Below are 12,000 nucleotides of genomic sequence, written 5' to 3'. Positions count from 1 at the left end.
ATCGGGCAGCGGATCGTGCCGGACGACCTCCAGCCCGACGTGCTGCGCCTGGAGCTGACCGAACTCGGGGACGCGTTCCGCGCGTATCAGCGGCGCCCCGAGCCGGACCTCGCCGTCCTCGCCGAACTCCACGACCGCAAGGCCCGCGCCTTCGCGTTGTGGGCCGACGTCACCGGCGACGCGTCCCTGCGGGAGGAGGCGGAGCGGGCAGAGGCGGCGGCGCGGACCACCCGCGAGATGAACGCCAACCGCCTCGGCATCGCGGTGGACGGGGACGGGCCGGTCATCGAGCGGTTGCTGACCCGGGGCCAGGCCGCACACGCCCGTGACGTGCTGGAGTACCTCCGGGCCCACGCCCCGCTGCCCGGGGCGGAGGCGCGGCTCGCGGTGCTCATGCTCACCCTGCGGGCCGCACGCACCGGTACCGGGAACGTCACCGGGCAGGACCTCACCGGCTGGCTGCAGGGCGATGCCGAGCGGGTGCTCCAGGAGCTCGTCGACGTCGGCTGGCTGCGTCTGCCGGAGGACGTCTCCGCCGACGACGCGCTGACTTCCCGGCCCGAGGAGCCCACCCTGGTCACCGTCCCCTCGCTGCTGCCCACCGAGCCCCGCCCGTTCTCCTTCGGCAAGGTCACCCGCGCGCGGCTGTCGGGGTGGGCGCAGCGGATGGTGGGCGACCGGAAGCTGCGGAAGAAGAAGGCGGGCGCCGCCACCCGGCTCCTCGCCGTGTACACCGCCGCCCACAGCCGTCCCGACGGACGGCTCGGCGAGCGGGTCGAAGGCGCCGAGGGCGCCGGTCTCGGTCTCGACGCGGTCGCCTCTTTCTGTGCGCTGCGGCCCGAGGACGTCGCCGGGCACGCCGAGCTGCTGGTCGCGGCCGACTGGCTCGCCGAAGCCGACACCGCCGGGGGAAGACTGCGGGGGCGGCTCGGTGAGCGGGCCCTGCCGCTGAGCGGGCTGCTGTGACCGAGCACCCCGACAGACGGCGGGCCAACCGCTACAGATGACGGCCGTAGGGTCGAAGCACCTGGTCAGGCAAGCCCCCGAAGCGGGATCTTCGAGGCATGACCACCGCTTTCACCGGCGTCGCCTCCTTCGCGGCCGCCGCCTCCTTCATCCTCCGTTTCAGCGCCACCGCACGCGGCGCCCGCCTGGCCCGGCGGCTGGCCTCGCACCAGCTGGACCGCTGGGGGTGGCCGTACCGCACACCGGTCCACGATGCCGTGGAACTGGTCGTGGGCGAGCTGGCGGCCAACGCTGTCACCCACGGACGGGTGCCGGGGCGGGATGCCGAGCTGCGGCTGGCCCATGATGCTGCGGGGCGCCTCCTGGTGGAGGTGAGCGACGTGCGGGGGGAGCGACGGCCGGTGCTCGCGCCGGACGGACGGAGGCTCGTCGAGGACGGGCAGGGGCTCGCGGAGGACGGGCGCGGGCTGACGCTGGTGGCGGCGCTGGCCGAGGCGTGGGGTGTGACCGAGCGTCCGGGCGCGCCGGGGAAGACCGTGTGGGCCTTGGTGGCTGACGGTTCTCTCCACCGCGTTCCCTGAGATCCCGCCCGGCACCCCTGAGATCCCGCCCGGCGCCCACCCGCGTCCGCCCCGCGCCCTTCGCTCTCCTCCGGGATCTTTCCCGCTCCCTCCCGGCGCCCCCGGGCAGCCTGGCAGGATAAGAGGGACTTGTGCGGGCTACGGGGAGCGGGAGCGGGCGATATGGCCAGGGGTGGCGACAGCGTCGTACTGAGGGACGTCCTCGACATCAAGGAGGACGTGTACGCCGGCGATTTCAAGGTCGAGCTGTCCCAGGGATTCACCGGGAAGGCTGCCGGGCGCGTCGAGGAGTACGTCGTCACGCCACAGCTCCGGGACCAGTTCGGCAAGGCCCTGAAGCTGGTGCGCGGTGCCGTCCGCAAGAACGCGTCGTACGCCGCCTACCTGCACGGCTCCTTCGGCGCCGGTAAGAGCCACTTCCTGACCGTGCTGCACGCGGTGCTCAACGGCGACCCGTCCGTGCGCACCAAGCCCCGCCTGCGGGAGATCGTCGCCGAGCACGACGACTGGCTGCGCGGCAAGCGGTTCCTCATGGTGCCGTACCACCTGGTGGGCGCCGCCAACCTGGACGAGGCGCTGCTCGGCGGGTACGTGCGGGTGGTGCGCGAACGCTACCCGGACGCGCCGACGCCGACCGTGTTCCGCTCCGACGCGATGCTCGCGGACGCGCGGGGCATGCGGGAGCGGCTCGGGGACGACGCCTTCGTCGGGTTGCTGCCCGCCGACGCCCCGGGTGGCGACGACGAGGACGGCGAGCTGAAGGTGATCGGCGCCGGCGGGTCGTGGACCTCCTCCGAGCTGGACGGCGCCTTCGCCGCTCCAGCCGGGGACGAACGGCGCGAGCGGCTGGTGTCCGCCCTGCTCACCGGGCCGATGCGGTCGTACGCCGAGAGCGCGCACGGCGACGCGGCCAAGTACGTGCCCCTGGAGAACGGACTGTCGGCCATCAGCCGGCACGCGCGCGGGCTGGGCTTCGACGGTGTGGTGCTGTTCCTGGACGAGCTGGTGCTGTGGCTCCAGGCGCACATGAAGGAACGCACCTTCGTCAACAGCGAGATCCAGAAGCTGGTGAAGCTGATCGAGTCGGGTGACGCGGACCGCCCGGTGCCGATCGTCTCCTTCATCTCCCGGCAGCGTGACCTGTCCCAGCTGGTCGGCACCGACGTGCTCGGCGCCGACGTCAAGGCGATGGAACAGGCGTTGGAGTACCTGAACGAGCGGTTCGAGATCGTCGACCTGGAGGACCGCAACCTGCCGGAGATCATCAAGGAGCGGGTGTTGAAGCCGCTGCCCGGCAAGGAGCCGGTCCTGGAGACCGCCTTCGCGGGCATCGACCGCTCCAACCAGCAGGTCAAGGACATCCTGTTGGACGGCGGCGGTGCCACGCACGCCGACTGGGACGGCTTCCGGGCCGTGTATCCGCTCTCCCCGGCACTCCTCAACGTCCTCGTCGCCCTCTCCGGCGCCCTCCAGCGCGAGCGCACCGGTCTGAAGCTCGTCCAGCAGCTCCTGCAGCGCAACGCCGACGCCGCCGTGGGCCGGCTGATCCCCCTCGGTGACCTGTGGGACGTGCTCGTCGACGGCACGGGCGCCGCCTTCACCGACCGGCTCAAGCGCGAGTCGGAGGCCGCCGTGAAGTTCTACGCCAAGGCACGCACCCACCTGCTCGGCAAGTACGGCTCCGACACCCACACCGACTTCCTGGCCGACGACCGGTTCGTCAAGACGCTGCTGCTGGGCGCGCTCGCGCCCGACGTGCCCGCGCTGCGCCGGCTGACGGGAGCGCGGCTGGCGGCCCTCAACCACGGCTCGGTGCGCTCGCGGACCGTGCCCGCCGGGGACGTCGTCGTACGGCGGATGCGGGACCTTCAGGCGACGTTCCCCTCCGAGGTGCGGTCCGACGGCGAGGCCGACCCCGTGTTCTCGCTGCACCTGTCCGACCTCGACATCGAACCGCTGCTCGACGCGGTCGCCGAGGAGGACAAGGCGGGTGTGCGCCGGGTGTGGCTGCGCGACCGGCTGTGGGAGGCGATCGGGGTGCGCGACGGGCAGTTCGTCGCCGAGAAGGAGATCGTCTGGCGGGGTACGCGGCGCGTCGCGGAGTTCGTCTTCGGCAACGTACGGGACCGCTCCGACCTGCCGGACGAGCAGTTCTCCCCGGCGACCGCGGGCAACGTGCGGTTCGTCGTCGACTACCCCTTCGACGACGGCGACCACTACCCCAGCGACGACTTCCACCGGGTGGAGGAGCTGAAGAAGGCCGGAGTCACCGCACCAGTGCTGGTCTGGCTCACCGACTTCTTCTCCGACCAGCGCAAGGCACAGCTCGGCCGGCTCATGCGGATCGGCTTCCTGCTGGAACGCGACCGGCTCACCGACTACACCGGCACCTTCCCGCCCGACGACCGGGCCAAGGTCCGGAGGCAGCTGGAGGTGGCCCGCGACACCCTCACCGACCAATTGACCGGCGCCCTCGCCGAGGTGTACGGCATGGCCGGGCGGACCGACGCCAACCCCGGACCCGAGGTGCCCGACGGGCGGCACGTGCTGTCGCTCCAGCCGGAGTACGCCCAGCCGCGCGAGGAGGGCGGCAAGGGCTTCGAGGCGAACGTGCAGCACCTGGCCGACGGTATGTTCTCCGCCCTGTACCCCAAGCACCCCGACTTCGGGCTCGACGGCAAGGGGCAGCGCAAGGCGGTGACGGCGGGCGAGCTGCGCACCGCCCTGGAATGGATCACCCGGGCCATGGACGAGGGCGGGCGCGCCCAGAACGTCGACAGCCACCACCTGAAGACCGTCAAGCGGATCGTGGAGCCGCTGGAACTGGGCACCGTCCACGACGGCCCGCTGGTCATGCGGCAGGACTGGCGCACCCGGATCAACCAGATCGCCGCCGCGCACAAGCAGCGCGGCGACCTCTCGGTCGAGGACATCCGCGGCTGGATCACCAAGGACCTCGGCCACGGCGGCCTCGACAAACTCACCGGCAACCTCCTCGTCGCCGCGTACGCGCTGCTCGACGACCGGGCCTGGGTCTATCAGGGCGGCCCGGAGCGGCAGGCGCCCGCCCTGCATGAGATCGGTCCGGGCTGGTCGCTGCGGGCTCAGCCGCTGCCCGGCGAGGAGGAGTACGCGGTGGCGCGGGAGCGCGCGGCGCGGCTGTTCGGCGTCCCCGCCAAACCGGCCATGTACGCGCGCACCGTCAACCGGCTGGCCGAGGACGTCAGGGCCAAGGCGGAGGTGTGGGAGAAGGACGTGGCCGGCGTGCGGGCCTCGCTGGAGCGGCACGGGGAACTGCTCGGTCTCGGCGCGCCCGGTGAAGCCGCCGCCCGTGCGGTGATCCTGCGTGAAGCGGCCGCCCTGCTCGCCCGGCTGACCCGGCACGGCGGTGACGCGACCGCCCTCGTGCGGGAGCTGGCAGCCGCCTCGTTCACCGCGTCGGAGCGGGACCTGAGCACCGCCATGGGCAGTGCCGGCGAGGTGCTGCACGCGCTGGACGACGCCGCCTGGCCGGCTCTCACCAACGTGCGGGGCCTGGTCGGCCGGGAGGACGGCGTGGGTGACCGTGCGCGTAGGCTCTTCGACGAGATCGCCGTGGCCGCGCGCGCCTCCGAGTTCGAACGGTCGCTGGTTCCCGTGCTCGGCGAGGCCGGTGAGAGGGCCAACGCGATCATCAACGCGGCGCTGACCGTGGAGAACGCCTTCACCCCGCGGCAGCAGCCCGCGCCCGGCCCCCAGGACGTACGGATCGACGAGCCGGAGGTGGCCACACACCACTCGGGGGAGCAGAACCGTGAGGTGCCGCCGCCCACCGAGCCCACCCCCGCCCCGACCGGGTCGGCGGGCGGGGCCGGAGCGCCCGCACGGACGCCCGGAACGGGGCGCCGGGTCGTCGCCCGGGCAGGGACGACCCCGCTGGAAGAGCTGCTGGCGGGCGAACTGGCCGGGGTACGGGACGACATCCGGGCCTTCCTCGCCGACCACCCGGACACTGCCGTCGAGATCAGCTGGCGGCCGGTGCGGGCCGAGGACACCACGGGCGCCGACACGGAGGAGACGCGCTGATGGCGGCGGAACCGGCCCTGCGGCGGCGTACCGCCGAGAAGCACCGGCGATCGGCGCGGCTCGCGGACGCCACCCGAGCGGCCACGGGCGCCGTCACCGCCGAGGGTGCCGGGGAGGCGCGCTGATGGGGACACGGCCGGCCGCCGGGCGGCGTGCCGTCGAAGTACTGCTGGAGGCGGAGCTGCCTCGTGCCGACGGCCGGCGGCTGGTCCTGGTGGACGCCGTGTGGGCGGGCGGCGAAGAACGGGAGTTCAGCATCCGGGTCGAGGACCGGCAGCGCCGGGTCCACGTCACCGACCAGGACTCACCGCTCGGCATCGCCGACGCCTGGCGGCGCCATCTCACCGAGACCGACCCCGACGGGGACAGCATCCTCGTCGTCACCGGCAGCGTCCCCGCCGACCAGCTTGGCTGGGACCTGCGGGGGCACGCGGTACGCCGCCGTCCGCTGGCCGTCGAACGGACCGACATCGTCAAGCAGCTCTTCGGCGCCGGCGACCTCGACACCCGCATGGTGCGGGAGACCTGGCTGCTGGACGCCCTGCTGGAGTCCGAACCGCCGGGCGGCTGGCCGAAGGCCGGCTCCGTACTCACCCTCGACCGGGCCCTGCGCGCCCTGCTCGCCGCACGGGTCGGGCTCGGTGACACCTCCGGCGAGACCCTGGACCTGGACGCCGACACCCTTTTCGAGTGGAGCCGCACGCCCACCGGGCCGATGCGCTTCGCCGAGCTGCACGAGCAGGAGCGTGCCGGACTGACCGACTGGCTGGAGCAGGTCGCCGGACCCGCGGCGCCCACCCTGCTCGCGCTCGCCGCCGACGGGCGCGGCGCCGACGCACTGCCGCTCGGCGCGCTGGCGTCCGCGGCCCTCTCCTGTCCGGCGGCGGCGGACGCCGGGTTCGCCCTCGGCACCCTCTTCGGCCGGGCACTGGGCTCCTTCGACGCGCTGACGCCGTTCGCGGCGGCGGCCACCGGAGTGCTGACGCGCTGGATCGCCCAGGCGGAAGCGGGCGGTCCGGTCGGCGTCGAAGCGGGCGTCCGGGTCCTGTCCGTGCTGGAACGGGCCGACCAGCTCGCCGACAGCGCACGTCTGACCGCCCTGCTGGCCGGGGACAGGCTGCTGCCCTCCGGGTACCGGAGCAGGCTGCGCGCCGTCGCCGCCGCACTTGACGGCCGACCCGTCGCGGCCCAGAGCGCCCTGCGGGAGCTGGCCGACCACCAGCTCGCCGCACTGCACGCGGACTCAACCGAGCGGGCCCGTACAGCGGTCCGTCTGCTGCGCTGGCTCGACAACCCGGCGCCCGTGCTGACGTCGGTCGGCCAGAGCGTGCGTCAGCACATGGAGTCCGGTGGCTGGGCGGACCTGGCCGTGGGGATACTCGCCGAAGGCGACGTCTCGCGCGACGGCGAGGTCTCGGACGCCTATCACCGGTTGATCGGCCGGGTGCGCGACCGGCGGCACCGGCTGGACGAGCAGTTCACCTCGCTCCTCGCCACCTGGACGGAACGCGCCTCTCAGCAGGCACCGAACGGGGCTCTGCTGATCGAGGACGTACTGACGGAAGCAGCCGCGCCGCTCGCCCGGGACGGCGGCCGGCCGCTGGTCCTGGTCCTGGACGGCATGAGCGCGGACGTCGCCGTCGAACTCGCCGCCAATCTCGACCGGCGCACCTGGACCGAGATCGTCCCCGCCGCCGCGGCGGGCCGCCGTCCCGGCCGCCTCGCCGCCGCGGCGATGCTGCCCACGGTCACCCGGCTCAGCCGGACCTCGCTGCTCTGCGGCGCCCCCACCGAGGGCGGCCAGGACGCCGAGCGCTCAGGGTTCGCCGCCTTCTGGAAGAGGCGGCACCGTGACGCGGTCCTCTTCCACAAAGGCGGCTACGAAGGGACGGCCGGACACCGGCTCGCGCCCGAACTGCTCGGTGCGCTCGCCGACGACCGCACCGTCGTCGGAGTGATCGTCAACACGATCGACGACGCCCTTGCCGACGGACGCGACAACGGGCGCGCCCGGTGGCGGCCGTCGGACATCGCCAAGCTGACCGACCTGCTCGACGCCGCCCTCGGCGCCGGCCGGCCCGTCCTCCTCGTCTCCGACCACGGCCACGTCGTCGACCGCGGCCCGCGCAACACCGGGCCCACCGCCGCCGAGGGCGTGCGGGGGGCCCGGTGGCGCACCGGCCCCGCCCGGCCCGGTGAGGTCGAACTGTCCGGGCCACGAGTGCTGGCCCAGGGCGGGCGCGTCACCGCCGCCTGGCGCGAGGACGTGCGGTACACAGCCCGTCAGGCGGGTTACCACGGTGGTGCCTCGCTCGCCGAAGTCACGGTGCCCGTTCTGGCGTTCGTCCCGTCGGGCAGTGAGATCCCGGCCGGCTGGACGGCCCTGCCCGCGGAGAACACCGCCCCCGAGTGGTGGCGGGGGGGCCAGGAGAGAGCGCAGCACGAGCCCGCGCCGGCGCCCCGCGGCAAGGACGCACGGTCACGGCAGCCGCAGTCGGAAGGGCTCTTCCCACAGCCGGGGCACGGCACGCCCGGTGAGCGGACCGTGCGCAGCAAGCCGTTCGAGGTCCAGCGCGAGTTCGTGCGGAACGCGCCGAGCGGTACGGCCGTCGCCGCCGCGCTCGACGCGCTGCTCGGCGCGGGGGGCAAACTCTCCCCGGCCGCCGTGGCCTCGGCCGCCCAGTCCGCAACCGGCAAGTCGGAACGCAACCCCCAGCGGTTCGTCACCATGCTCGAACGGCTGCTCAACATCGACGGCTACCCCGTACTGCAGCTGATCGAGTCCGGACGCACCGTCCAGCTCGACAGGGAGCTGCTGCGGCAGCAGTTCCCGGAAGGTGACACACCGTGAACACCTCTCCCCCGTCCGACGGCCCCGGGATCAGTTCCGCCCGCGCCCGGGACGTCGTCGACGCACTGCGCCGAGGCACCGTTCCACAGCAAGGCCTCGGGCTGTTCGCCGTCGGTCTCGACCGCTTCACCGACGCACTGGAGGACGACCTCGCCACGGTCGCCCGCGGTGGTTCGGCATTCCACGCGCTGCGTGGCGAGTACGGCTCGGGAAAGACGTTCTTCGCGCGCTGGCTCGCCGAGCGGGCCAAGCGCCGCGGGCTGGCCGTCAGCGAGGTGCAGATCTCCGAGACGGAGACCCCGCTGCACCGCCTGGAGACCGTCTACCGCCGGCTCACGGAACGGCTGACGACGTCCACGCACCCTCCGTCCGCGCTGCGCGCGGTGATCGACTCCTGGTTCTACGCGCTGGAGGAGGAGGTCATCGCCGCCGGCGAGGTGGACGAGGACGACGAAGCCGCTCTGGGCCGTGCCGTCGACGAGCTGCTGGAGCTGAGACTGGCGGAGGTGGCCCGCACCACCCCCGCCTTCTCGGCAGCGCTCCGCGGCTACCGCACGGCGGTCGCCGCCGGCGACGGTGCCCGCGCCGAAGCGCTGATCGCATGGCTGGGCGGGCAGAAGTCCGTGGCAGCCGGCGCCAAACGGGCCGCCGGAGTCCGCGGCGACCTCGACCACTTCGGCGCACTCGGCTTCCTGCAGGGGCTGCTGACGGTGCTGCGGGACTGCGGGCACCCCGGGCTCCTGCTCGTCCTGGACGAGGTGGAGACACTGCAGCGGGTGCGCGGTGACGTGCGGGAGAAGTCCCTGAACGCGCTGCGCCAACTGCTGGACGAGATCGACGCCGGCCGCTTCCCGGGACTGTTCCTCGTCATCACGGGCACCCCGGCCTTCTACGACGGGCAGCAGGGTGCACAGCGCCTCGCGCCGCTCGCCCAGCGGCTGGCGACGGACTTCGGCACCGATCCGCGCTTCGACTCCCCCCGCGCCGTCCAGCTCCGCCTGCCCGGCTTCGACCTCGCCTCCCTCGGCGAGCTGGGCCGCAAGGTACGCCGGGTGTACGAGGCCACGGCCCGCAACCCGGAGCGGGTCGCCGAGCGCGCCGACGACGCGTACCTCGACGAACTGGCCCGAGCGGTCACCGGCTCGCTGGGCGGCAAGGCCGGTATCGCCCCCCGGCTCTATCTGCGCAAGCTGGTGGCAGACGTCCTCGACCGGGTCGACACGTTCGGCGACTTCGATCCCCGCGCCCACTACACGCTCACGGTGAGGACCTCGGAACTGGACGAGGTGGAACGCAACGCGGCCGCGAACGCCGGGGACGTGAGCCTGGAGCTGCCGTGAGCACCGACGCGCTGGACCTGCTCGACCCGATCCTCACCCACCACATCGTCAACACGCTCGGATGGCGGTCCCTGCGGCCGCTGCAGCAGGAGGCCATCGGTCCGCTGCTGGCGGGCCAGGACACCGTGCTGCTGGCGCCCACGGCCGGCGGCAAGACCGAGGCCGCCGCCTTCCCACTGCTGACCCGCGCCCAGCGGCAGGGGTGGAAGGGCACCGGAATCCTCTACGTCACGCCACTCAAGGCGCTGCTGAACAACCTGCACCCGAGGCTGGAGACGTACACCGGCTGGGTGGGCCGGACGGCGGAGCTGTGGCACGGCGACATCGCGAGCAGCAGGCGCCGCCGCATCCTGGCGCAGCGTCCGGACATGCTGCTGACCACGCCGGAGTCCCTGGAGGCGATGCTCGTCAGCGCTCATGTGGACCACCGGGCGTTCTTCTCCGGGCTGCACAGTGTCGTGGTCGACGAGGTGCACGCCTTCGCGGGCGACGACCGGGGCTGGCATCTGCTCGCCGTACTGGAGCGGCTCCAGAGGCTCGTCGGACGGCCGGTTCAGCGCGTCGGGTTGTCCGCCACCGTCGGCAACCCGCGAGAGCTGCTCGACTGGCTCCAGGGATCCGGGCTCGGCAAACGGCCCGGACGGGTCGTCGCCCCCGGTGTGGCCCTGCCGGCCCGGGAGGGAACGGCCACGGGAAGCCCGCCGCCGGGTGATGTCGAGCTGGACTACGTCGGATCGGTGGCCAACGCGGCGACCGTGATCGCGGCCCTGCACCGGGGCGAGAAACGCCTGGTGTTCTGCGAGAGCAGGCGGGCCGTCGAGGAGTTGGGTGAGCAGCTCCGGCTCAGAGGTGTCACCACGTTCCTCTCCCACGCCTCGCTTTCCACCGACGAACGGCGGCGGGCCGAGCAGGCATTCGGGGAGGCCCGGGACTGCGTGATCGTGTCGACCAGCACCCTGGAACTCGGTATCGACGTCGGCGACCTGGACCGTGTCATCCAGCTCGACGCGCCCGCCACCGTGGCTTCCTTCCTGCAGCGCCTCGGCCGCACCGGGCGGCGTCACGGCACCCGACGCAACTGCCTCTTCCTCGCCCTGGACGACGAGGGCTTCCTGGCCGCCGCCGCCCTGCTGCTGGCCTGGTCGCGTGGGTGGGTCGAACCGGTGACACCGCCGGGCGAGCCACGGCACCTCGTGGCCCAGCAGCTTCTCGCGCTCTGCCTGCAGGAACACCGGGTCGGGGAGAATCTGTGGCAGGAGTGGTGGGGTGGCCTCGATCCATTCGGCACCGCCGCCGAGCCAGTCGTACGGCACCTGGTGGAGCAGGGCTATCTGGAGCGGGACTCCGGTACGCTGTTCATCGGGCCGGAGGCCGAACGCCGTTTCGGGCACCGGCACTTCATGAACCTGACGGCCTCGTTCACCGCGCCCCCCGAGTTCACCGTGCTCAGCGGGCGGACGGAGATCGGGCGTACCGACCCCGACCTGCTCACCGAGGAGACCGACGGCCCGCGCAAGCTGCTGCTGGCCGGCCGCAGCTGGCTGGTGACCTACATCGACTGGCGGCGCAGGCGCTGCTTCGTGGAACCGGTGGACGAGGGCGGACGCGCCAAGTGGAGCGGCTCGGGGGCACATCGGGTCCGCTCCTTCACTCTGACCCGCGCCGTGCGCGACGTGCTGCTCGGCCTTAATCCGCCCGTGCTTCTGACCCGCAGAGCGGAGGCGAAGCTGGCCGAGGCGCGGGAGAGACACGCGGACGTGGTGCATCCGGCGGGCACCGTCATCACCCGTCGCGGAGACAGCGACGTGCGCTGGTGGACCTTCGCCGGACATCGGGCGAGCGCCACGCTCGCCGCGTCCCTACCGTCCGTCGTCCTGCGGCACCGGCTCGTAGACGACCGCTTCGTTCGGCTGCGCGACGACGTGACCGCGGAGTCATGGCGCGCGGCGGTGGCGGACGCCGGGACGGGTCTCACTCTGCCCGAGGTGGACCCCGGCGCGGTCCGCGGCCTGAAGTTCGCCGAAGCCCTGCCTCCGCGCCTGGCGGAGGCCACCCTCGCGGCGCGCTTGACGGATGAGGAGGGGGCCCGAACGGCTCTCACGGAGCCTGTTCGGTTCGTCATGGGGCGTGCCTGACAGGACCGAAACAGCCGCGGCCGGCGCGCGGTCAGAACCGTCCTGTTGCGCCCGCTCGGCGG

7 protein-coding genes are annotated in these 12,000 nt (G+C 73.2%); all 7 read left to right on the top strand.

Annotated elements, in window-relative coordinates; all coding sequences use genetic code 11:
• The coding region (locus tag EBH09_RS39820; RefSeq protein ID WP_121748722.1) for a hypothetical protein at nt 1-966 on the top strand (966 nt) is incomplete at its 5' end.
• Nucleotides 967-1,064: 98 nt separating this feature from the next.
• A complete protein-coding gene (locus EBH09_RS22245) occupies nt 1,065-1,547 on the top strand; it encodes an ATP-binding protein (protein ID WP_121748721.1) in 483 nt (160 codons plus the stop codon).
• A 162-nt stretch (nt 1,548-1,709) separates the two neighbouring features.
• On the top strand, nt 1,710-5,612 hold the full coding sequence (locus EBH09_RS22240) for a hypothetical protein (protein WP_121748720.1): 3,903 nt from the start codon (nt 1,710-1,712) through the stop codon (nt 5,610-5,612).
• Nucleotides 5,612-5,737 (top strand): hypothetical protein, encoded by a 126-nt coding sequence (locus tag EBH09_RS39815; protein ID WP_274595144.1) that lies wholly within the window; start codon nt 5,612-5,614, stop codon nt 5,735-5,737. The genes EBH09_RS22240 and EBH09_RS39815 overlap by 1 nt, the downstream gene beginning before the upstream one ends.
• Complete coding sequence (pglZ, locus tag EBH09_RS22235; RefSeq protein WP_121748719.1) at nt 5,737-8,463, top strand: BREX-2 system phosphatase PglZ; 2,727 nt, start codon at nt 5,737-5,739, stop codon at nt 8,461-8,463. Before EBH09_RS39815 ends, pglZ begins: the two co-directional genes overlap by 1 nt.
• Nucleotides 8,460-9,803: a BREX system ATP-binding protein BrxD gene (gene brxD / locus EBH09_RS22230; protein WP_121748718.1), complete on the top strand. Its 1,344-nt coding sequence runs from the start codon at nt 8,460-8,462 to the stop codon at nt 9,801-9,803. Before pglZ ends, brxD begins: the two co-directional genes overlap by 4 nt.
• Complete coding sequence (locus EBH09_RS22225; protein WP_193776469.1) at nt 9,800-11,938, top strand: DEAD/DEAH box helicase; 2,139 nt, start codon at nt 9,800-9,802, stop codon at nt 11,936-11,938. The genes brxD and EBH09_RS22225 overlap by 4 nt, the downstream gene beginning before the upstream one ends.
• Nucleotides 11,939-12,000 lie beyond the last annotated feature (62 nt).

The sequence above is a fragment of the Streptomyces sp. E2N166 genome (assembly GCF_003671715.1).
Classification (GTDB): domain Bacteria; phylum Actinomycetota; class Actinomycetes; order Streptomycetales; family Streptomycetaceae; genus Streptomyces; species Streptomyces thinghirensis.
Note: the sequence above shows the minus strand (reverse complement) of the source record. Positions and strands in the feature narration are given on the sequence as shown.